At 71.4% G+C, this 21,413-nt stretch carries 19 protein-coding genes and 2 CRISPR repeat arrays (1 of these 21 only partly in view); of the genes, 13 read left to right on the top strand and 6 right to left on the bottom strand.

The window, feature by feature from the left end:
* Positions 1-459: direct repeats of the CRISPR family, unit length 29 nt; unit sequence GGGACCATCCCCGCGGGTGCGGGGAGCAG; it reaches 860 nt to the left of the window's first position.
* Positions 460-691: 232 nt separating this feature from the next.
* From cas3 to cas2e, 8 genes are read left to right on the top strand one after another with little or no spacing between them, the layout of a single operon-like run.
* A complete protein-coding gene (cas3, locus tag ACH4N1_RS23990; RefSeq protein WP_398099941.1) occupies positions 692-3,601 on the top strand; it encodes a CRISPR-associated helicase Cas3' in 2,910 nt (969 codons plus the stop codon).
* Positions 3,594-5,321: a type I-E CRISPR-associated protein Cse1/CasA gene (gene casA, locus ACH4N1_RS23985; protein ID WP_398099939.1), complete on the top strand. Its 1,728-nt coding sequence runs from the start codon at positions 3,594-3,596 to the stop codon at positions 5,319-5,321. Before cas3 ends, casA begins: the two co-directional genes overlap by 8 nt.
* Positions 5,318-6,004 (top strand): type I-E CRISPR-associated protein Cse2/CasB, encoded by a 687-nt coding sequence (gene casB, locus ACH4N1_RS23980; protein ID WP_398099937.1) that lies wholly within the window; start codon positions 5,318-5,320, stop codon positions 6,002-6,004. The genes casA and casB overlap by 4 nt, the downstream gene beginning before the upstream one ends.
* Positions 6,001-7,194: a type I-E CRISPR-associated protein Cas7/Cse4/CasC gene (gene cas7e, locus ACH4N1_RS23975; protein ID WP_398099936.1), complete on the top strand. Its 1,194-nt coding sequence runs from the start codon at positions 6,001-6,003 to the stop codon at positions 7,192-7,194. Before casB ends, cas7e begins: the two co-directional genes overlap by 4 nt.
* Entirely contained in the window at positions 7,191-7,922 is a 732-nt protein-coding gene (gene cas5e, locus ACH4N1_RS23970) for a type I-E CRISPR-associated protein Cas5/CasD (protein ID WP_398099934.1), read from the top strand. Before cas7e ends, cas5e begins: the two co-directional genes overlap by 4 nt.
* Complete coding sequence (cas6e, locus tag ACH4N1_RS23965) at positions 7,922-8,710, top strand: type I-E CRISPR-associated protein Cas6/Cse3/CasE (protein WP_398099933.1); 789 nt, start codon at positions 7,922-7,924, stop codon at positions 8,708-8,710. Before cas5e ends, cas6e begins: the two co-directional genes overlap by 1 nt.
* On the top strand, positions 8,707-9,678 hold the full coding sequence (gene cas1e, locus ACH4N1_RS23960) for a type I-E CRISPR-associated endonuclease Cas1e (RefSeq protein ID WP_398099931.1): 972 nt from the start codon (positions 8,707-8,709) through the stop codon (positions 9,676-9,678). The genes cas6e and cas1e overlap by 4 nt, the downstream gene beginning before the upstream one ends.
* Positions 9,675-10,037 (top strand): type I-E CRISPR-associated endoribonuclease Cas2e, encoded by a 363-nt coding sequence (gene cas2e, locus ACH4N1_RS23955; RefSeq protein ID WP_398099929.1) that lies wholly within the window; start codon positions 9,675-9,677, stop codon positions 10,035-10,037. The genes cas1e and cas2e overlap by 4 nt, the downstream gene beginning before the upstream one ends.
* A gap of 89 nt (positions 10,038-10,126) precedes the next feature.
* Positions 10,127-11,874: a CRISPR direct-repeat array (repeat unit 29 nt; unit sequence CTGCTCCCCGCACCCGCGGGGATGGCCCC).
* 21 nt (positions 11,875-11,895) lie between these two features.
* On the opposite strand, the gene ACH4N1_RS23950 is transcribed toward cas2e, so the two are convergent.
* Together ACH4N1_RS23950 and ACH4N1_RS23945 are read right to left on the bottom strand one after the other, a co-directional pair.
* Positions 11,896-12,171, bottom strand: coding sequence for a hypothetical protein (locus tag ACH4N1_RS23950; protein ID WP_398099927.1), 276 nt, complete (start codon positions 12,169-12,171; stop codon positions 11,896-11,898).
* 98 nt (positions 12,172-12,269) lie between these two features.
* Positions 12,270-12,779 (bottom strand): ATP-binding protein, encoded by a 510-nt coding sequence (locus tag ACH4N1_RS23945; RefSeq protein ID WP_398099925.1) that lies wholly within the window; start codon positions 12,777-12,779, stop codon positions 12,270-12,272.
* Positions 12,780-13,086: 307 nt separating this feature from the next.
* On the opposite strand from ACH4N1_RS23945, the gene ACH4N1_RS23940 reads away from it, so the two are divergent.
* Positions 13,087-13,938, top strand: a complete 852-nt coding sequence (locus ACH4N1_RS23940) for a helix-turn-helix domain-containing protein (RefSeq protein ID WP_398099924.1) — start codon at positions 13,087-13,089, stop codon at positions 13,936-13,938.
* Positions 13,939-13,949: 11 nt separating this feature from the next.
* Complete coding sequence (locus ACH4N1_RS23935; RefSeq protein WP_398099922.1) at positions 13,950-14,138, top strand: DUF397 domain-containing protein; 189 nt, start codon at positions 13,950-13,952, stop codon at positions 14,136-14,138.
* Positions 14,139-14,280: 142 nt separating this feature from the next.
* On the opposite strand, the gene mnmA is transcribed toward ACH4N1_RS23935, so the two are convergent.
* On the bottom strand, positions 14,281-15,405 hold the full coding sequence (gene mnmA, locus ACH4N1_RS23930) for a tRNA 2-thiouridine(34) synthase MnmA (protein ID WP_398099920.1): 1,125 nt from the start codon (positions 15,403-15,405) through the stop codon (positions 14,281-14,283).
* Between the two features lie 85 nt (positions 15,406-15,490).
* On the opposite strand from mnmA, the gene ACH4N1_RS23925 reads away from it, so the two are divergent.
* Positions 15,491-16,225: an N-acetylmuramoyl-L-alanine amidase gene (locus ACH4N1_RS23925; RefSeq protein WP_398099918.1), complete on the top strand. Its 735-nt coding sequence runs from the start codon at positions 15,491-15,493 to the stop codon at positions 16,223-16,225.
* Positions 16,226-16,435: 210 nt separating this feature from the next.
* On the opposite strand, the gene ACH4N1_RS23920 is transcribed toward ACH4N1_RS23925, so the two are convergent.
* Positions 16,436-17,605, bottom strand: a complete 1,170-nt coding sequence (locus ACH4N1_RS23920) for a cysteine desulfurase family protein (protein ID WP_398099917.1) — start codon at positions 17,603-17,605, stop codon at positions 16,436-16,438.
* A 470-nt stretch (positions 17,606-18,075) separates the two neighbouring features.
* Between ACH4N1_RS23920 and ACH4N1_RS23915 the strand changes: the two genes are divergently transcribed.
* Entirely contained in the window at positions 18,076-19,809 is a 1,734-nt protein-coding gene (locus ACH4N1_RS23915) for an alpha/beta hydrolase-fold protein (RefSeq protein ID WP_398099915.1), read from the top strand.
* A 163-nt stretch (positions 19,810-19,972) separates the two neighbouring features.
* On the opposite strand, the gene ACH4N1_RS23910 is transcribed toward ACH4N1_RS23915, so the two are convergent.
* On the bottom strand, positions 19,973-20,239 hold the full coding sequence (locus ACH4N1_RS23910; RefSeq protein ID WP_398099914.1) for a DUF4190 domain-containing protein: 267 nt from the start codon (positions 20,237-20,239) through the stop codon (positions 19,973-19,975).
* Between the two features lie 17 nt (positions 20,240-20,256).
* The gene (locus ACH4N1_RS23905; RefSeq protein ID WP_363091835.1) at positions 20,257-20,421 is read right to left on the bottom strand and encodes a hypothetical protein; all 165 of its coding nucleotides are present in this window, start codon (positions 20,419-20,421) and stop codon (positions 20,257-20,259) included.
* A gap of 145 nt (positions 20,422-20,566) precedes the next feature.
* Here ACH4N1_RS23905 and ACH4N1_RS23900 point away from each other — a divergent pair, with 145 nt between their 5' ends.
* Entirely contained in the window at positions 20,567-21,214 is a 648-nt protein-coding gene (locus ACH4N1_RS23900; RefSeq protein WP_398099912.1) for a TetR family transcriptional regulator, read from the top strand.
* The last annotated feature ends 199 nt before the right edge of the window (positions 21,215-21,413 follow it).

Here is a 21,413-nt window from a genome sequence, read left to right as displayed (position 1 = left end):
CCAGGGACCATCCCCGCGGGTGCGGGGAGCAGAGGGTGCCGTCGGCGAGTTGGGCGGTGGAGCCGGGACCATCCCCGCGGGTGCGGGGAGCAGCCCTCCTCCGGGTCCACCCAGATGGTGATGCTGGGACCATCCCCGCGGGTGCGGGGAGCAGTTGGACATGGAGTTCCTCGCCCACGACCCCACGGGACCATCCCCGCGGGTGCGGGGAGCAGTCGTGCGTGACGGCGTTGCGGCGGTAGGCCTCGGGACCATCCCCGCGGGTGCGGGGAGCAGCAGATCCCGGGGCTGCTCACGGCCGCCGGCTGGGGACCATCCCCGCGGGTGCGGGGAGCAGGGAGGCAGGCATGAGGGTGCGCACGCTGGACGGGGACCATCCCCGCGGGTGCGGGGAGCAGTCCCGGCACGACCAGCCCGGAACCTCTCCGAAGGGACCATCCCCGCGGGTGCGGGGAGCAGACTGATTGAGCTGCGGGTTTGATGCTCGCGGAAGCGCGTTTTCCATACTTTCACCGATCCCGACACATGGCACATAAGGTGCACACGTTTTAGATCGGGGTGTCGGGCGGCAAAGGGATCGCCGCACGCGTTCAGCGAGTCGGCGGAGCGCATTATCCCCATGTCGGCCCCAGGACAGGCTCGTTTCCCGAGTTCAGCTTATTATCTTGCGATTTGCCTGTATGACTCTTCCATGATCAGTGGGGGAATCTCTCACCCTGGCCTGCTGTCGCGCCTTCAGGCGCCGGCGAGGTCGGTGTGGGCAAAACATGATCGGGATGCCGATGGATGGCTGCCCCTGTGGCGGCACATGGAGGACAGTGCCGCTGTCGCGGGCCTGCTGTGGGACGAGTGGCTGCCGGTCGGCGTGCGGAAGCTGATCTCCGAGGTGTTGCCCGGCGGGGAGGCGGACGGGCGCAGGCTCGTCGTCTGGCTTGCGGGGGTTCACGACATAGGCAAGGCCACTCCCGCTTTTGCCTGTCAGGTCGACCAACTCGCCGACGTCATGCGCGGCACGGGTCTGGAGATGCGTTCCCGTCAAGCCATGGGGCCGGACCGGCGATTGGCGCCTCACGGACTGGCGGGTCAGATACTGCTTGCCGAATGGTTGGAGGAGCGGCACGGCTGGACGGCAAAGCAATGCGGGCAGTTCGCCGTCGCCGTGGGCGGACATCACGGGGTGCCGCCGGAGAACGGCCAGATCAAGGCCCTCTACGACCACGAGGAGTTGCTGCGAACTCCGGGCCGCAGCAACGGCGTGTGGCGTCAGACGCAGACGGAGTTACTGGATGCGTGTGCCGAGCACTTCGGCGTACGGGACACCATCAGTTCCTGGAAGGTGGTGAAACTGCCGCAGACCGCGCAGGTGTTGCTGAGCGCGGTGGTCATCGTCTCGGACTGGATCGCCAGTAATCCCGACCTTTTCCCCTACTTCCCGGAAGGCGCGGCCCGTACGGGCGAGGAGCGCCTGGCTGCGGCATGGAGGGGGTTGGATCTGCCGGCGCCGTGGCGGGCGGACGATCCGGTCGGGGACGCGCAGGAGTTGTTCGGGTCCCGGTTCGGGCTTCCGGCAGGCGCGAAGGTACGCCCGGTTCAGGAAGCGGCCGTAGAGCTGGCTCGCGCGATGGAGGTGCCAGGGCTGATGGTCGTCGAGGCGCCGATGGGAGAGGGGAAGACCGAGGCCGCGCTCGCTGTGGCCGAGATCTTCGCCGCGCGCTCCGGAGCGGGCGGGGTGTTCTTCGCTCTGCCCACGATGGCGACGGGCAATGCGATGTTCCCGCGGCTGCTGGAGTGGTTGGAGCGGCTGCCCGGCGGCGGTTCTCGGCGTTCCGTGCACTTGGCGCATGCCAAGGCGTCCCTCAACGAGGAGTTCGCCGGGTTACTGGCCCGTGGTGGGCGGGTGGCCGCTGTCGACGTGGACGCTGTGGTTCCCGCGCCGCGGCCGGGCGGGGACGGGCGGGTCGCGAGCGGCGAGCTGGTGGCGCACTCGTGGCTGCGGGGCCGTAAGAAGGCGATGCTGGCGTCGTTCGTGGCCGGTACCGTCGACCAGTTGCTGTTCGCCGGGTTGAAGAGTCGTCACCTGGCGCTCCGTCATCTGGCGGTGGCCGGCAAAGTCGTCGTGATCGACGAGGCACACGCCTACGACACCTACATGAGCCTCTACCTGGACCGGGTGCTGGCCTGGCTGGGCGCCTACCGCGTCCCGGTGATCGTGCTGTCCGCGACCCTTCCTGCGGCCCGCCGACGCGAAATGGTCGAGGCGTACGCCGGAGTGACCGGCGCCGGGACGGAGAACGTGGGGGCTGACGGGGAGTACCCGTTGCTGACCGCGGTCGCCCCGGGCGGTGTGCCGGTGGTGCGGTGTCCGGAGGCGTCGGCCCGGGCTGTGGATGTCCGGGTGGAGCGGCTGCCCGACGGTCTGGACGTCCTCGCCGACAGGCTCGAGGCGGAGCTGACGGACGGTGGGTGTGCCCTCGTCGTACGGAACACCGTCGGGCGGGTACTGGAGGCCGCCCAGGTGCTGCGGGACAGGTTCGGTGAGGACGCGGTCACGGTGGCTCACTCGTGCTTCGTCGATGTCGACCGCGCGGCCAAGGACAGTGATCTCCTCAGACGGTTCGGTCCGCCCGGCAGAGCGACCGGGCGGCCTTCCGGGCGGCACGTCGTCGTGGCGAGCCAGGTGGCCGAGCAGTCCCTGGACGTGGACTTCGACCTGCTGGTCAGCGACCTGTGTCCGGTGGACTTGTTGTTGCAGCGGATGGGCCGGTTGCACCGCCACCGGCGCGGCGAGAAACAGGAAGAACGGCCCGCGCGGCTGCGCACGGCCACCTGCCTGCTGACCGGCGTGGACTGGCAGTCCGATGTCCCCGTCCCGGTGCGGGGGTCGGTCACCGTGTACGGGAAGTACGCGCTGCTGCGGTCCGCGGCGGTGCTCGACCCGCACCTCGACGGCGGGCCGGCACGTCCCGTACGGCTGCCCTCGGACATCAGTCCGCTGGTGCAGAGCGCCTACAGGGAAGCTCCGGTGGGACCGCCGTCCTGGGCCGAGTCCTTCGAGGAGGCCCGGGTGAGGTTCGACCGGTTCCGGGCCGATCAGGCCGAGCGGGCCGCGGTGTTCCGTCTCGGTGACGTGGGCCGGCCGGGGCGGGCGTTGTTCGGGTGGGTGGCGGCCGGGGTCGGTGACACGGACGACACCCGGACCGGGCGGGCTCAGGTCCGTGACAGCCAAGAGAGCCTGGAAGTCGTCGTGGTGCAACGCCGTTCCGACGGCAGCCTGACGACGCTGCCCTGGCTGGCCCGGGACCGGAAAGGCCGGCAGCGCGGTGGGCTCGTCCTGCCGCAGGATCAGGTACCGACGCCGTTCGCGGCACGTACGGCGGCGAGCTGCGGGCTACGGCTGCCGATCCAGTTCTCCTACGCCGAGACGTTGGACCGCGCGATTGCGGAGCTGGAGCAGCTGTACGTGCTGGCTTGGCAGGGCAAGGACAGCCCCTGGCTGTCCGACCAGTTGATTCTCGCGCTCGACGAGGATTGCCAGACCCAACTGGCAGGCTTCTCGCTCCACTACAGCCACGCCGACGGCCTGGAGGTGACCCGTGGCTGAACTGACTGGGAGCAGTGCGCCCCGTATCCCGTTGTTCGATCTGACCGACCAGCCGTGGATCGGTGTCCTCAGGCGGGACGGCACGCAGGCGGAGTTGTCGCTGCGTGAAGTGTTCGCTCAGGCCGACGACGTGCGGCGCATCGTGGGAGACCTGCCCACGCAGGAGTTCGCCCTGCTGCGGCTGCTGCTGGCCGTCGCCCACGATGCCCTGGACGGCCCCGATGACATCGAGCAGTGGGGCGAGTTGTGGGCGGATCCGGAGTGCTTCGCCGGTGTCGGTGCGTACCTGGACACCCACCGTCAGCGGTTCGATCTCCTCCACCCCGTCACGCCGTTCTTCCAGACGGCCGGGCTGCGGACGGCGAAGGACGAGGTGTTTTCCCTCGCCAGGATCGTGGCCGATGTCCCCAACGGGGAGCCGTTCTTCACCGCCCGGATGCCGACGGTGGAGCGGCTTTCCTTCGCCGAGGCGGCCCGCTGGGTCGTGCACGCCCACGCCTACGACACCTCCGGGATCAAGTCCGGTGCGGTCGGTGACGACCGTGTGAAGGGCGGCAGGGTGTATCCGCTGGGCACCGGCTGGGCCGGGGCGTTGGGCGGTGTCTTCGCCGAGGGTGACACGCTGCGGAAGACGCTGCTGCTGAATCTGGTGGCCGCCGACACCGACGCGTTGGAGTGGATGCCGGGTGACCGGCCGGCCTGGCGGCGCGAGCCGTGTCCCCCGGGAGGGGCGGAACGCTCCCCCACCGGTGTGCGTGACCTGTACACGTGGCAGACGCGCCGGCTGCGCCTCCACCACGACGAGGAGGGCGTCACCGGCGTCGTCCTCGGTTACGGTGACCCGCTCGCCCCCCGGAACATGCACCGGCACGAGCCCATGACCGCGTGGCGGCGCAGCCTGGCGCAGGAGAAGAAGCTGCGTCGGTCGCCGGTCTACCTGCCTCGCGAGCACGACCCGGCACGCTCCGCCTGGCGGGGCGTCGCCTCGCTCGTCGCCGACCGCTCGGAGAGCGTGCAGGGTGGGGAGGCTGCCCCGTATCTGCGGCCCGGTGTACTGGAATGGGTGGCTCGCCTGGTCACCGAGGGAGAGCTGCCGCGCGGTTCCCTGATCAGGGCCCGGGTCGTCGGGACCCGGTACGGGAAAAATCAGTCGGTGGTCGACGAGGTCGTCGATGACCACGTCACGATGCCGGTGGTGCTGCTGCACCGGCAGGACCGCGTCTGCGCACGGCAGGCGATCAGCGCGGCTGAGGACGCCGACCTTGCCGTGCGGGCACTGGGTGACCTTGCCACCGACCTGGCGCGTGCGGCCGGCGCCGAGGGGGACGGGCCGCGCTCGGTCGCCCGCGATGTGGGTTTCACCGAGCTGGAGAACCCCTACCGGACGTGGCTGGTCGCCCTCGCGGACGCCGACGACCCGTTCGAGGAGCGCCGTGCCTGGCAGCGGGAGGTGCACCGGGTGATCAGCCGGATCGGTGACCGTCTCATCGGCCAGGCCGGTGATGCCGCCTGGCAGGGCCGGACCGTCGCCGGCAAGAAGGGCACGCAGTGGCTGAACGCGGGCTTGGCCGACACATGGTTCCGTGGGCGGCTGTCCAAAGCGCTGGGAGACCCGCACGGCAGGTGGGATGAGCAGCCCGGTGACGGCTCCCTCCCGCCGGATGCTTCCCGCCCTGCGGTGCCCGATCCCTTGGTGACCGACTCGGAGGTTCCCGCATGACCACCGTCTCAGCCCCGCCGACTGTCCGCTCGCGAGTCGCCGGTCTTGCCGCGACGCAGATCACCGGATGGCAGGAGGGCTATCTGAAGGACCATCCCCGGGATGTCGCAGCCCTTGCCCGGCTACGCCGCGGCGCAGGCCGCGAGCCCAGTGTGCTTCCGGATCTGTGGACACTGGTCGACACCGGCCCGCTGCACATCCGCCCGGAGGGCGTGCGGCCTCTGGGCGAGGCGGAGTTGGTCCGTGCGGAGAACGCGCTGCACGCAGCCCTCACCCTGTGGGCGTTGCACCAGCAGTCTCGCGGTGCACGTATGCACCGTCCGCACACCCCGCAGCGGCCGGCCGGGCTGGGTGCGGCCGTGCGGCGTCTGATGCCGCCGAACGACATCGACGAACCCGTGCGCAAGCGGCTGGTACGCGCCGGCGCCGCGGCTGACCTGACCAGCCTGTCCCAGCGGCTGCGCGACTTGGTCGTGCTGCTGCGCCGTCAGGACGTTCCGCTCGACTACGGCCTGCTCGCCGGGCAGCTCTACACCTGGCAGGCGCCCGGCGGCGGCGACACCGTCCGCCGCGAGTGGGGCCGCTCCTTCCACTCCTGGCGGCCGCCGGCCGAGCAAGCCTCCGGCGCCAGTGCCGACACCGACCCCGCCCGCACTCCTGACAGCGACAAGGACGCCCCGTGACCCGCATCTTCCTGGACGTGCACGCCCTGCAGACTGTCCCGCCCAGCAATATCAACCGTGACGACACGGGCGCGCCGAAGACGGCCCTGTACGGAGGCGTACCGCGCGCACGGGTCTCCAGCCAGGCGTGGAAGCGGGCGACCCGCACCTACTTCGACGACGAGCACCTGCTGGAGCCCAGCGAGCTCGGCGTACGGACCAAGAAGGTCGTGGAGGTGCTCGCCGAACGGATCACCGCTCTTGATCCGTCTCTAGGGGAAGAAGTGGCGCTCGCCCTCGCGGACGAGACGGTGAAGGCGGCCGGGCTGAAGACCGAGGTGCCCAAGCGGAAGGCGGAGGCGGCGAAAGCGACGGGGGCCGCCGCGGCGCCGGAGGCGAAGTACCTGGTCTTCCTGAGCGCACGGCAGCTCGACGGTCTGGCCCGCCTCGCCGTCGAGGGTGCCGCCGACATCGCGGCGTTCTTGAAGGAGAAGAAGAACAAGGAGAAGGTCAAGGAGATCGCGGACGGCCGGCACTCCGTCGACATCGCCCTGTTCGGGCGGATGGTCGCTGACGCCGCCGACTACAACGTGGACGCAGCCGTGCAGGTGGCGCACGCCATCAGCGTGCACCGGGTGGAGAACGAGTCCGACTACTACACCGCCGTCGACGATCAGAACACCGACGAGGAGACCGGCGCCGGCATGATCGGCACGGTCGACTTCAACTCGGCGACCCTGTACCGGTACGCCGCCCTCGGTGTGCACCAGCTCGCCGCCAACCTCGGCCAGGGCCTGCGCGAGGACGAGCCGCGCACCGAGCCGGTGCGTCGCGCCGTCGAGGCGTTCGTGCACAGCTTCGTCGCCTCGCTGCCCACCGGGAAGATCAACACCTTCGGCCACCACACCCTGCCCGACGCCGTCGTCGTCAAGCTGCGCACGACCCGGCCGATCAGCTTCGTCGCCGCCTTCGAGGACCCGATCCGCGGTGACCAGGGCGGCCACGTGCGCGACGCCTGCGACCGGCTCGCCGCCTACATCCCCGACATCGAACGCGCCTACGGCGACGCGGAGTCCACACTCACCTGGGTGTTGCGTGTCGGCCCCAACACGCTCAAGCTCGGCGGCATCGGCACCGAAGTCGACGCTCTGGGCGACCTCGTCACCGCCGTCGGCCAGGCGGTCGCGGAACGGCTGGACGAGCCGGCATGAGCAGTGTGCTCGTCCTGCGCCTGGCCGGCCCCCTGCAGTCGTGGGGTGCCTCCTCGCGCTTCACCCGCCGTACCACCGAATCCGCACCCACCAAGAGTGGTGTCGTCGGACTTCTCGCTGCCGCCATCGGCATTCAGCGAGACGACGACGCGCGCCTGGCACCGCTGGCCGCACTGCGGTTCGGCGTACGGATCGACCAACCAGGCACCCGCATAAGGGACTTCCAGACCGCGCACCATGGCGTCACCGGTAAGTCGATGCCGCTGTCGGAACGTTTCTACCTCGCGGACGCCGTCTTCGTCGCCGCCCTTGAGGGTGAGCACACGCTGCTCGCCGAACTGGACGCCGCGGTGCGGACACCGGTGTATCCGCCGTTCCTGGGCCGGCGCTCCTGCCCGCCGGCCGCACCGCTCGAACTGGGCCTGCACCAGGACGCCCGGCTGGAGTCGGTGCTGGAGAGCGTGCCGTGGCAGGCGTCCGCCTGGTACCGCAGAAGGCCGCGCGACCAGCGTCCGGCCGGGCTGACCGTGCTGCGCGAGGCGGCGGCCGACGAGCGCGGCCCCGCCGACGTCCTGCGCGATCAGCCGCTCAGCTTCGCCGCCGCGCACCGCCGCCACGCCCTGCGCACCGTCGTGACCGGCAGTGTGCCCGTTCCCCAGCCGAGAACCGCGGCGGTGGACGTCGCACGGCACGACCCATTCGATGCTCTGGAGGATGAGAGCAGCTGATGTTCCTCTCCCGCTTCCGCGTGAACACCGCGCGGCCCGGCGCCCGCCGTCTGCTGTCGTCGCCGCAGACCATGCACGCGGCGGTCATGTCATCGTTCCCCGGCCTGCTGCCCGGCGACGTCCCGAGCCCGGACGCGCCACGCGTGCTGTGGCGCCTGGACCACCAGGCACGCGCCGAGGTGCTGCTCTACATCGTCAGCCCCGACCGCCCCGACCTGACCCACCTGGTCGAGCAGGCAGGCTGGCCGGCCGTGGCCGCCCCGCAGGCGCCCGGCTGGCAGACCCGGCCGTACGGCCCACTCCTGGACCGGCTGGCCGCAGGCGACCAATGGGCCTTCCGTCTGACCGCCAACCCCGTCCACACGATCCGTCGCGCCGACGACGAGCCCCGCAAAATCACCGCACACCTCACACCCGTCCACCAGATGGACTGGCTCCTGCAACGCCAGGACTCCTGCGGCTTTCGCATCCTGGAAAAGCCCGGCGCCAAGCGTTTGCTGCCCGGCGGCACGACCGACCAGGGCAAGCACGAACACCACGGCGACCGGTACGAGCTGTCCGTCGGTGCCCAGCAGAACCTCTCCTTCGACAAGTCGCGCAACGCGGGCGGCAACCGGCGGGGCAAGCCGGTCACCCTGGTCACCGTGACCTTCGACGGCCGGCTCGAAGTCACGGACCCGGACGCGCTGCGCCGCACACTCACCCAGGGCATCGGCCGCGCGAAGGCCTACGGCTGCGGCCTCATCACCCTCGCGCCGCTCACTCCGCGCGCACAGCAGGCACCATGACCACGGTTTCGCAGCGCACGGCGCTGACCCCGCGGCATCTCACCCGCGCCGCCGAGCGCGTCTCCTTCATCTACCTGGAGCGGTGCACCGTCCATCGGGACGCCAACGCCATCACGGCGCAGGACGCGGAGGGCACCACCCACATCCCCTCCGCGACCATCGGCACCCTTCTCCTGGGGCCCGGAACCCGCATCACCCACCAGGCGATGAGCGTCCTCGCGGAGACGGGCGCGGCCGTGTGCTGGGTCGGCGAGCACGGTGTACGCCACTACGCCGCGGGCCGCGCTCTCAGCCGCTCCTCCGCCCTCATGGAGGCACAGGCCCGGCAATGGGCCAACGCGCGAACTCGACTGGCCGTGGCCCGGACGATGTACCGGATGCGCTTCCCCGACGAGGACCCCGCCGGCCTGACCCGCCACGAACTCCTCGGCCGCGAGGGACGCCGCGTCAAGGCCTGCTACCGGGCCGAGGCCGCCCGTACCGGCGTCCCGTGGCGGGGCCGCCAGTACGTTCCCGGCGACTTCAGCAGCGGCGACCCGGTCAACCAGGCCATCACCGCAGCCGCCCAGTGCATGTACGGGACGGCCCACGCCGTCGTCGCTTCCCTGGGGTGCAGTCCGGCCCTCGGCTTCGTGCACTCCGGTCACGAACTCTCCTTCGTGCTCGACATCGCCGACCTCTACAAGACCGAGATCGGCATCCCCCTGGCGTTCGACGTCGCGGCGCAGGGCGCGGAGGACGTCGGCACCCGGACACGTCGCGCTCTGCGGGACCGCATCAACGAGACCCGCCTGCTCGACCGCTGCGTCGACGACATCAAACGCCTGCTCCTGCCGGCGGGGGACGACCGGACCAGCACCGGCGACGACCAGGACGTGGTCACGCTCCAGAGCGACGGCGGCCGCGAAGTGCCCTCCGGACTCAACCACGACGACGGGCAGGACGACTACGAGCGGGTGAGCTGGTGACCGTCATCGTCCTCACCAACTGCCCCGTAGGGCTGCGCGGTTTCCTGACACGCTGGCTGCTCGAAATCTCCGCGGGTGTGTTCGTGGGCAACCCCTCGGCCCGCATCCGCGACGCGCTCTGGAACGAGGTCCAGCAGTACGCCGGTCAAGGGCGCGCCCTGCTGGCCCACACCACGAACAACGAGCAGGGCTTCACTTTCCTGACTCACGACCACGCATGGCGCCCGATCGACCACGAGGGCGTCATGCTGATCCATCGCCCCGCCCCGAAACCCCCCTCGGAGACGAACAGTCCGACGTCTACGCCTTCAGGCTGGAGCAAGGCGGCCAAACGCCGCCGCTTCGGACGGGGCCAATGAGCAACAGGTCCGCTTCGAGTCAATTGCCGGTTTCCGCGAAAGTACTCCAAAACCAGCCCACCCCGAGATAAAACCGCAGGTCATACAGTCTGCTCCCCGCACCCGCGGGGATGGCCCCGTATCGCTACGCGGGCACGACGTCCTCGATGACTGCTCCCCGCACCCGCGGGGATGGCCCCCCCGTGCGGGTGCCAGTCTCGAACACAAGGCGCTGCTCCCCGCACCCGCGGGGATGGCCCCCCCTGGCGATGGTGATCGAACCGGAGGAGGACTGCTCCCCGCACCCGCGGGGATGGCCCCGGTTTCGACTGCTCGGGCCTGGTGGCATGGGCCTGCTCCCCGCACCCGCGGGGATGGCCCCACCGGTTCCACCGTGACCGACGGCACCAACCCCTGCTCCCCGCACCCGCGGGGATGGCCCCGTCCGCGACGGGGTGGACCACAGCTCCTCATCCTGCTCCCCGCACCCGCGGGGATGGCCCCTGTGCAGAGCCGTACCGGACCACCGTCCGAGGCTGCTCCCCGCACCCGCGGGGATGGCCCCGTGCAGGCCAACCCCGCCAACCCGCCCGGCCACTGCTCCCCGCACCCGCGGGGATGGCCCCGTCCTGGCCCCGCACAGCTTCATCGACGTCTCCTGCTCCCCGCACCCGCGGGGATGGCCCCGTTCAGGGGCCGGCCGGGCATACCGGGTTCCTGCTGCTCCCCGCACCCGCGGGGATGGCCCCTCGTCAGTTTCGCCGCGCTTTCGTCCACCACACTGCTCCCCGCACCCGCGGGGATGGCCCCGTCCCGCCCAACGCCGCCAGGTTGGCCGTCAGCTGCTCCCCGCACCCGCGGGGATGGCCCCCCGCCGACGTCCGGCAGCACGGTGTGGGTGGACTGCTCCCCGCACCCGCGGGGATGGCCCCCGGCGCGGAGTGCGCCGGCGCAACGGCACCGGCTGCTCCCCGCACCCGCGGGGATGGCCCCCGTGGCCCATTCCGTGGTTTCCACGACCCTCCCTGCTCCCCGCACCCGCGGGGATGGCCCCGGCCTGGATGACGGTGTCCGTCTCGTCCGCGACTGCTCCCCGCACCCGCGGGGATGGCCCCGAGGCGCGGGTGCCCGCGCAGTCCGGCCCCGCCTGCTCCCCGCACCCGCGGGGATGGCCCCCGTGTTCCTCACGGACGGCCGGATCGTGGAAGCTGCTCCCCGCACCCGCGGGGATGGCCCCCGTGTTCCTCACGGACGGCCGGATCGTGGAAGCTGCTCCCCGCACCCGCGGGGATGGCCCCGAGGACTACCCGTTCCGCGCGATGGCGACGTTCTGCTCCCCGCACCCGCGGGGATGGCCCCGGCCCAGTTGACCGCGGCCGCGCTCACTCCGCCTGCTCCCCGCACCCGCGGGGATGGTCCCGCCAGCAGTTGGTGGGCCAGGATCAGCTTGGGCTGCTCCCCGCACCCGCGGGGATGGTCCCTCGCCGCGATCCGCCGCCGCTTCGCCCCACAGCTGCTCCCCGCACCCGCGGGGATGGTCCCCAGGTGCCCGAGGAATGGCAAGCGCCCGGCTGTGGCCCCGGCCCTGCTCCCCGCACCCGCGGGGATGGTCCCGGCGCGCGTCGGGCGGCTCGCACGGCGGACAACTGCTCCCCGCACCCGCGGGGATGGTCCCGCCGGTCTGGCCAACCCGCACGGCCCGCTCGTCTGCTCCCCGCACCCGCGGGGATGGTCCCACGGCCGACAACGTGGCCCCGGTCTCCGCGCTCTGCTCCCCGCACCCGCGGGGATGGCCCCTACTCGCGGACCGCGAAGGTCAACATCAAGGGCTGCTCCCTGCACCCATAGGGATCGTCCCAACGGCGGCTTATAGGACCAGTCACATGGCCTCCCCACCCCGCAGATGTTCGCGAACGCGGCTCGCGAGGCGGGGAGGGCCGTCGAAGAGGCCCCAGTCGCCGATCGCGTCAGCCACTGTCCCCTCGGGAATCACTAGGCTTCCCGCCGCCCGTTCGGCGGCCAGCTCCTGGGGAGTCCGTCCGTCGAGGGCGGCGAGGTCACGCAGGATGCCGGCCATCGTGTCCGGGTCCGTGACGCAGGCCTGAAACGGCTGGTTCTCGCCGGGCAGCAGGGCCTCACTGTCTGCTGTCGGCATGGCTGAGTGCTCCTTGGTGTGCAGTGCACGGCCTCGCTTGCCGCTTGCCGTCGAGGCGATACCGGATCCTGCTCGCAGGCTCTCGACGGCTCTCGGGGTCAGGCCGCGAGGGTGGGCGGAAGCCCTGGGGTGAGGGCGAGTTCGAACCAGATCGTCTTGCCGGCGGGGCCGTACGGTCCCTCCCCCGTGCCGCAGCCGCCCCAGCGGTCCGCGAGCAGGTCGAGGATCAGGAGACCTCTCCCTCCGTCGGCGCACGTCGGCACGACCGGGGACGAGACCATCGGCGGCAGGTCGGGGCTCATGTCCCAGACGCTGACACGGAGTACGGGGTCCAGCCAGTGCAGCCGGACGAACGCGGGTCCCTTGGTGTGCCGCACCGAGTTCGTCGCGAGTTCGGACGTCAACAGCTCCGCCCGCTCGACGAGTTCGGCGAGGCCGTGGGCGGTGAGGACGGCCCGGAGGGTGAGGCGGGCGATGCCGGGGGCGCGGGGGTCGCAGGGGAAGTGGAGTTCGTAACTCCAGGGGGCGGTGAAAGGGAGGGGGGCGGGGTGCGGAAGGGGTTCGGGGTCATCGGCGTGAGGGGTGAGGACTGTGGGGGGACGTGTCATGCAGCACCTCCGCTGGTGCGAGGTCGTGTGGTGAGTACGCGGATGTGAGTCGCGCACGGCATGGCAGCGCGCTCCCGCTCCATGCCCTGCGCGGTGTCTCTGCCGGGACGCCTGCCGCCTTCCGGATGGGCGGTGAGGTCCGGTGCACTTCCGCTGGGCGGGCAAGAGGGAGTGGCCTGAGTCACAGGCTAACCACGACACTAAAACGGGTGCTACCCCATTCACTAAAACGGATGACCTCTAGGGTTTCCGTGGACGGCGGCTCGTCGGGATCGCCAAACTGTGCGCGCGAACAAGGAGTTGAGCTATGGCCCCACGACACGCACCCACAATTCGTCAGCGGCGCTTCGGCGCTGAGCTTCGCCGGCTTCGTGACTCTGCCGGTATGTCCGCCCCCGTCGCCGCCGACCGGCTGGGAGTGGACCGCACGATGATCTCCAACATCGAGTCGGGCCGCTTCGGCATCAGCGAGGAACGCCTACGCCGACTGGCAAGCATCTACGAGTGCGACGACAGCGCATTGATCGACGCCCTTGCCGACATGACGGGAGGGCGCACGAGGGGCTGGTGGGACGAGTACCGCGGCAAGATCCCGCCGGACTTTCTGGACGTGTCCGAGCTCGAGCACCACGCCACAAGCCTGCGCACTCTTCAGACTGCGCACATCCCCGGCCTCTTCCAGACCGAGGAGCACGCCCGCGCGTTGTTCGACCTCTTCGTCCCCGCATTGCCACGGCTGGAGGTCGAGCTGCGTGTGGCCCATCGCCTGGCACGGCATGACGTGGTGGCAGGCGACCTCGGCGTACCGTACGTGGGCTTGATCTACGAGGCTGCCCTCCACCTTCGGATCGGTGGCGACAAAGTGGCCAAGGCCCAGTTGAGCCGTCTCCTGGAGGAGAGCGAACGCCCCAACGTCCGACTGCTGGTGATTCCACTCGCGGCCGAAGGTTTCCCCATGGCCGGGGACACGATGATGTACGCCGCTGCCGCGAACTCCCGTCTCGACACGGTCGAGGTGGACTCACCCATCGGTGCGGTCTTCTTCGACTCGCCGACTCAGCTGTCCAACTTCCGTCGGCGGCTGGACTTGGTCGAACAGGTGGCGTTGAATCCGGATGAGTCGAGGAACCGCATCCTTGAGATTGCCAGAGAGCGGTAAGAGGTGCCCCATTGACCAGGTTGAAGTGGATCAAGTCCTCGTACTCGGAGGCCTCGGGCAACGCCTGCGTCGAGATAGCCGCGTCGGACCCCGAGGGCATAGCCCTCCGGGAGAGCGAGAGCCCGGCCCGTGTGCTGAACACGGACCGGGCTGTGCTGGGAGCCCTGGTGCGGGGCGTGAAGGCGGGGCTCGGAGACTGAGCCGCGCCGGGGAGCAGTGGCCCCGGCTCGGGTCCCGTTGGAGAACGGGACCGCTCTCAGCGTTTCGTCGACGCGGGCCGTCCCCTGCGGCAGGGGATCCGGCCCTCTGCCGCACGGCCTCGGACGTGCGGCTGCGGGCCGGTCAGGCCACGCCCGCCGTCGCCCGCACCGTCGAGGCGATCGTCGCCGAGCCCACCACGCGGGTGCCGTCGTACAGGACGATCGCCTGGCCGGGGGCGACGCCGCGGACCGGCTCCGTGAAGGTGACCTCCAGGGTGCCGTCGACGAGTTCGGCCCTCACCTCGGTCTCGCCGCCGTGGGCGCGGAGCTGGGCCGTGTACGTGCCGGGGGCGGTGGGGGCGGTGCCGCACCAGCGGGGCTTGATCGCGGTGAGGGCGGTCACGTCGAGGGCGGCCGCGGGGCCGACCGTGACCGTGTTGTTCACGGGGGAGATGTCGAGGACGTAGCGCGGCTTGCCGTCGGGGGCCGGGGTGCCGATGCGCAGGCCCTTGCGCTGGCCGATGGTGAAGCCGTACGCGCCCTCGTGGGTGCCGATCCTGGCGCCGGACTCGTCGACGATGTCGCCCTCCGCCTTGCCGAGGCGCTTGGCGAGGAAGCCCTGGGTGTCGCCGTCGGCGATGAAGCAGATGTCGTGCGAGTCGGGCTTCTTGGCGACCGCGAGTCCGCGGCGCTCGGCCTCCGCGCGGATCTCGTCCTTCGTCGTGACGGTGTCGCCGAGGGGGAACAGGGCGTGGGCGAGCTGCTTCTCGTCCAGGACGCCGAGGACGTACGACTGGTCCTTGGCCATGTCGGAGGCGCGGTGCAGTTCGCGGCTGCCGTCCTCGCGGACGATCACCTGGGCGTAGTGGCCGGTGCACACGGCGTCGAAGCCGAGGGCCAGGGCCTTGTCCAGGAGCGCCGCGAACTTGATCTTCTCGTTGCAGCGCAGGCAGGGGTTGGGGGTGCGGCCGGCCTCGTACTCGGCGACGAAGTCCTCGACGACGTCCTCGCGGAAGCGGTCGGCGAGGTCCCAGACGTAGAACGGGATCCCGATCACGTCGGCGGCGCGGCGGGCGTCGCGGGAGTCCTCGATCGTGCAACAGCCCCGCGCGCCCGTGCGGAAGGACTGCGGGTTCGCGGAGAGTGCGAGGTGGACACCGGTGACGTCGTGGCCGGCTTCCGCGGCGCGGGCGGCGGCGACGGCGGAGTCCACTCCGCCGGACATGGCGGCGAGGACGCGGAGGGGGCGCGGCGAGGTCTCAGTCATAACCCCTCCAGGGTACGGGGCGCCGGGAACCGGGGCCCGCGCGTATCCGTTGTGGATCTCGAGGGGCGAGGAAGGCGGGGCGGAGATGGGTGCGGAGTCGGATTCGGGGACGGGTTCGTCGGGTTCGAGGACGGGTGCGGAGGCGGGTGCCGGGGTGGGGTCGGGGGCGCGGAAGAAGGATGCGGACCGGCGGATCGGGCGGCGTGCGCTGCTGGTCGGCGGGGCGGCCGCCGCGGTGGGCACGGCCGTGCTGGCGCGGGACGAGCTGGCCAGGCTGTGGTGGCGCATGCCGGGGGTGGAGAAGGCGCGGGTGCGGGGCGCGGTCGACTTCCGCGGCGCGCGGTGGCTGGCGGCCTCGACGGGCAACTTCCGCTGGGCGGACCGTCCTGACGACTACGAGGTGGACATGGTGGTCGTCCACGTCACCCAGGGCAGCCTGGCGAGCGCGGTGCAGGTCTTCCAGGACCCGGCCCACCGGGCGGCGGCCCACTACATCGTCGGGAAGGACGGCCGGGTCACGCAGATGATCCGCGAGCTGGACGTGGCGTTCCACGCGGGCAACCGCGCGTACAACGAGCGCAGTGTCGGCATAGAGCACGAGGGCTTCGTGGACCGCCCGGAGGACTTCACCGACGCGATGTACGCCGCCTCCGCGCGGCTGGCGGCCGGGATCTGCCGGCGGTACGGCATACCCGTCGACCGCGAGCACATCATCGGGCACGTGGAGGTGCCGGGGACGGACCACACCGATCCCGGGGAGCACTGGGACTGGGACCGGTACCTGCGGCTGGTGCGGGAGGCCCACGCGGCCACGGCGTGACCGCCGGCCGGACGTGACGCACGGGCGGTGCGGCTTACGGGCGGGGTGCGGCTCACGGGCGGGGTACGGCTTACGGGCGGGGTACGCCTCACGGACAGCGGCAGCTCACCGGCGGTGCGGCTGCCCGGCCGGTGCGCCCGCCGACCGGGGCCGCCCCCCGGTCGGATGTGATCCGGGCCGCGTGTGATCCAGGTCGGGTGGGGCCGTCGCTCAGGTGAGTCCGGCCGCGCGGGCCCGTTCCACGGCGGGTCCGATGGCCTTGGCGACCGCCTCGACGTCGGCCTCGGTGGAGGTGTGGCCGAGGGAGAAGCGCAGGGTGCCGCGGGCCAGGTCCGGGTCGGTGCCGGTGGCCAGCAGCACGTGGCTGGGCTGGGCGACGCCGGCGGTGCAGGCGGAGCCGGTGGAGCACTGGATGCCCTGGGCGTCCAGGAGCAGCAGCAGGGAGTCGCCCTCGCAGCCCGGGAAGGTGAAGTGGGCGTTGGCGGGGAGGCGGCCCTGCGGCGCCGGGTCGCCGCCGAGGACCGCGTCGGGGACGGCCGTACGGACGGCGGTGACCAGGGCGTCGCGCAGGGCGCCGATCTCCCCGGCGAACCACTCGCGCTGCTCGGCCGCGAGGCGGCCGGCGACGGCGAAGGAGGCGATCGCGGGGACGTCGAGGGTGCCGGAGCGGACCTGGCGCTCCTGGCCGCCGCCGTGCAGGACGGGCACGGGGGTGTGCTCGCGGCCCAGGAGGAGGGCGCCGATGCCGTAGGGGCCGCCGATCTTGTGGCCGGAGACGGTCATCGCGGCGAGGCCGGAGGCGGCGAAGTCGACGGGGACCTGACCGAAGGCCTGGACGGCGTCGGCGTGCAGGGGGACGCCGAACTCGGCTGCGACGTCGGCGAGTTCGCGGACCGGCATCACCGTGCCGATCTCGTTGTTCGCCCACATGACCGTGGCCAGGGCCACGTCGTCGGGGTCGCGGGCGAGGGCCTCGCGCAGTGCGTCGGGGTGGACCCTGCCGTGGGCGTCCACGGGGAGGTACTCGACCGTCGCCCCCTCGTGCTCGCCCAGCCAGTGCACGGCGTCCAGGACGGCGTGGTGCTCGACGGGGCTGGCGAGGACGCGGGTGCGGGCCGGGTCGGCGTCGCGGCGCGACCAGTACAGGCCCTTGACCGCGAGGTTGTCGGCCTCGGTGCCGCCGGAGGTGAAGACGACCTCGCTGGGGCGGGCGCCGAGGGCTTCGGCGAGGCTCTCGCGGGCTTCCTCGACCGTACGGCGGGCCCGACGCCCGGCCGCGTGCAGGGAGGAGGCGTTGCCGGTGACGCCCAGGTGGGCGACGAGTGCCTCTGCCGCCTCCGGGAGCATGGGCGTGGTCGCGGCGTGGTCGAGGTATGCCATGGTGAGCCGATTCTACGGGGCCCGGTGCGGGTGGTCGCGGGTGGTCGCGGCTGGTCACGGCCGGTCGCGGCTGGTCACCGACTGCTCGCCGCGGGGGCGCGGGCCCGGCGGCCGTCGGATGCGCCGACCCGGTGGGCCGCGGACCCGTGTGCGGGGCGACGGGCCCGACGTGGGAGGGCCTGAGGTGTGAGGACCTGACGCGCGGGGGCCCGGCCCGCGAGGTCCGTCACCTCCGGCCCACCTCTGGCCCCGTCGAAACCATTGACATGATCGACACAGGCTGCGATGTTGCATGCTCATTAAATCTTGATGCTTTCTGTTTGAAGTCGGTTGATTCTGTCGGAGATCTCCGGGAGTCACGGAACGGTGAGCTCAGGATCGGCAACTCCGCAGAACGGAGCACCTCGTTGCCTCGAAACCCCATGGCGCGCGGCTCGCGCGGTTTCCGTGGTCTTGGTGTGTTGACCCTGGTGACGGCACTGGTCGGCGCACCGGCCGTCACGGGTTCCCCCGCCACGGCCCGGACCGGTCCGGCCGGGACGTCGTGTGCCGCCCCGGCCTCCCCCGACTTCGGGTTCGACCTGACCGGCGGCGGCTGGCGCTTCCGCACGGGAGACGATCCCTCGTGGTCGGATCCCGCTCTCCCCGACAGTTCCTGGGACGGCTGGTCCGTTCCCGACAACTGGGGACAGACGGACCTGGCGTCGTACGACGGGTTCGCCTGGTACCGGAAGACCTTCACCCTTCCCGAGCGGCCCGAGGGCGTGACCGACGCCTCGGTGGTGGCCTCGCTCGGACGCGTCGACGACGCCGACCAGACCTTCCTGAACGGCGAGGAGATAGGCAGCACCGGCGCCTTCCCGCCGGCCTTCGACTCCGCCTGGGAAGTGCCCCGCACGTACTACCCGCCGGACGGCCTGCTGCACTGGGGCGGCACGAACGTGATCGCCGTGCGGGTCTACGACGGCACCGGCGGCGGCGGTTTCTACCAGGGGCCGGTCGGCCTGTACTCCAAGTCACGGCTGCGTGAGCTGGCCGGGCTCACCGCGACCCCGGCGAACGCCGCGCAGATCGGGCACGCCTGCGCCGTGCTGGACGCCCAGCACCGGGCGGTGGCACGCGGCCGGCTGTCCCGCTACGCCACGACCCTGGACGACGGCTTCTTCCACCAGGGTGACACCCGGCAGCAGCGGCTCGCCGAGGTGCGCGCGATGCTGCGCGGCGCCGGTTCGGTGACGCTGCGGGACCAGCAGGCCGAGGTCGTCGTGGACGGCCAGGGCCGTCTGGTCGTCGACACGATCCGCAGTTGGGTGGCGGCCGACGGAACCGTGCTGTCCCCGCCCACCCGGGAGTTCCTGTACATCGACCCGCGCCGCCCCAAGGAGCTGGGCGACCACGCCAGGTTCTTCCGGAACAGTTACCAGTCCGCGGCCATGGGCCGGCAGGTGAGCTTCAGCGTCTACCTCCCGCCCTCCTACACGCGGACCACGGCCCGCCGCTTCCCGACGGTGTTCATGCTGCACGGCTTCAACGGCAGCAACATCGAGTGGGAGGCCCGGGACATGGGCAAGGTCCTCGACCGGCTGTTCGCCGAGAAGGGCATGCGCGAGTCGGTGGTCGTCTTCCCCGACGGGGCCAGCGGTTGGTGGACCGACTCCTCCGAGGGCAAGTACCGCACGATGGTCGCGCAGGAGCTGACACCCCTGGTCGACCGGGTCTACCGCACCGTTCCCGACCGTGACCACCGCGGCGTCAGCGGGGTCTCGATGGGCGGTCACGGCGCGTTCACCCTGGGCCTGACACGGCCCGACCTGTTCAGCTCGATCGCCAGCCACATGGGCGCGCTCAGCTTCCCGCCCCTGGTCGGCACGGCCGAGGAGCGCGCGGCCAGTGCCGGGCAGCAGCCGATCAAGCTGGTCGACTCCATGACGTCCGCCCAGTTGAAGGAGCACACCTACTACTTCGACGGCGGGGACCAGGACGAGTACCGCTTCGGCCAGGCGGCCAGGGACATGGCCCGGGCCCTGTCCGCGAAGGGGATCGCCTACGACACCCAGAACGGCGACGGGCACCACGACGACGCGTACTGGATGCCCAAGCTGAACCGGTCCTTCGCCCTGCACAGCGAGCAGTTCGACGCCCATCCCTACCGCCAGCCGGTCGAGCCCCGGAAGCAGCACACGGACGGGTACACCTGGCCGTAGCCGATCCGGCACCGGGGGTGCGGCTTCCCGCACCGCACCGCACCGGCGGGGACCTCGACGGTCCGGCCGCACCCCCTCACGGGGCCGCCACTTCACCGGCGGCCCCGTGAGGGGCGCGTCACCGGCACCGCCCGAAAGCCCGGGAGCCCGGGAGCCCGGGAGCCTAGAAGCTCCAGGAGACGGTGCTGTCGGCCTGCATGAAGAACGCCAGGACCAGCAGGTCGGCGACGCCGAGCGTGAGGCCCAGGGCGGCGCGGCCCCGGCGCTCCGTGCCCCGCCACAGGGCCACCGAGGCCAGGACGATGGCGATCGGGCCGAGGAAGACATTGAGGACCAGCAGGCCGACGAGGCCCAGGATGAAGGACGCGACGGCCATGCCGTCGGTGTCCCGGACGCCCGTGCGGCGCGTGGCCGGTGCGGTGAGCTGCATGTCGATCGTTCCTTCCGTCAGCGGGTCGTGGTGCGGCGGCGGCCGTGGCGCTCACGCAGCGCGAAGATGCCGAGCCATGCGGCGATCACGGCGGCGGCGGCGAGGCTGAAGCCGAGCGGCGCGTGGGCCACGGTGCCCATGACGACGCCGAGCAGCAGAAGTGCGGCGACGAGGAACAGCATGGGATGGATCCCCCTCCGGGACGGTTGTCGCGTCCGTCTCTCGTGACATTCCGGTGAACAGATGTGGTTACAGTTGTTCACTGACTACCCAGTCTAGCGGGCTCCTTGCTTGGCAATTACGGAGAACAGTTGTTAACTGGATGACATGAGTCACACTCTCGGCATCCGGCAGGCCCAGAAGCAGAAGACCCGGCAGGCGCTCCTGGACGCCGCGCTGGGGCTGTTGGAGAACCAGAGCCTGAGCAGCCTCGGCCTGCGCGAGGTCACCCGCGCCGTCGGAGTCGCCCCGACCGCCTTCTACCGGCACTTCCGCTCCATCGCGGACCTGGGCGTGGCCCTGGTCGAGGAGGCGCTGGGCAGCCTGCACGCCACAATCGGGACCACGGTGACCGCGGCCGACTCCAGCGACGAACGCATCGCGCGGGCCGTCGACCTGATCGCCCGTCACGTCGACGCGTACCCCGCACACGTCCGGTTCATCGCCCGGGAACGACACGGCGGTGTCCAGCCGGTCCGGGAGGCGATCCGGGACCAGCTCGGCCGCTTCGCCGAGGAGGTGTGTACGGAGCTGGCCAAGGACCCCGCGGCCGAGGGGTGGAGCGAGGACGATCTGCTGATGCTCTCGCACCTCTACGTCGACCAGATGATCGTCACCGGCTCGCTCTTCCTGGAGGCGCGGGAGGCCCAGGAGTCCGGCAGGACCCCGGACGGCGACCTGGACCGGGTCGTCCGGCTCGCGACCCGTCAGATGCGGCTCATCAGCCTCGGCCGCCGGCACTGGCTCGACTCCTGAGACGGCGGGACACACGGGCACGCAGGCACGCAGGACACACGGGAGCAGGAGCGGAGCAGGAGCGGAGCAGGAACACGGAAGCGGGGGGGGGGGGGGGGGGGGGATATATTGGGGGGCCGCCCCCCCGCCCCCGCCCCCCCCCCCCCCCCGGCCGGGTGGGGGAGAGGGGCGAGACGACCCAAACCCGCGTCGGTGTATA

The sequence above is a fragment of the Streptomyces sp. NPDC017202 genome (assembly GCF_044331705.1).
Classification (GTDB): Bacteria; Actinomycetota; Actinomycetes; order Streptomycetales; family Streptomycetaceae; genus Streptomyces.
This window is presented reverse-complemented; position numbering and strand designations above follow the sequence as displayed.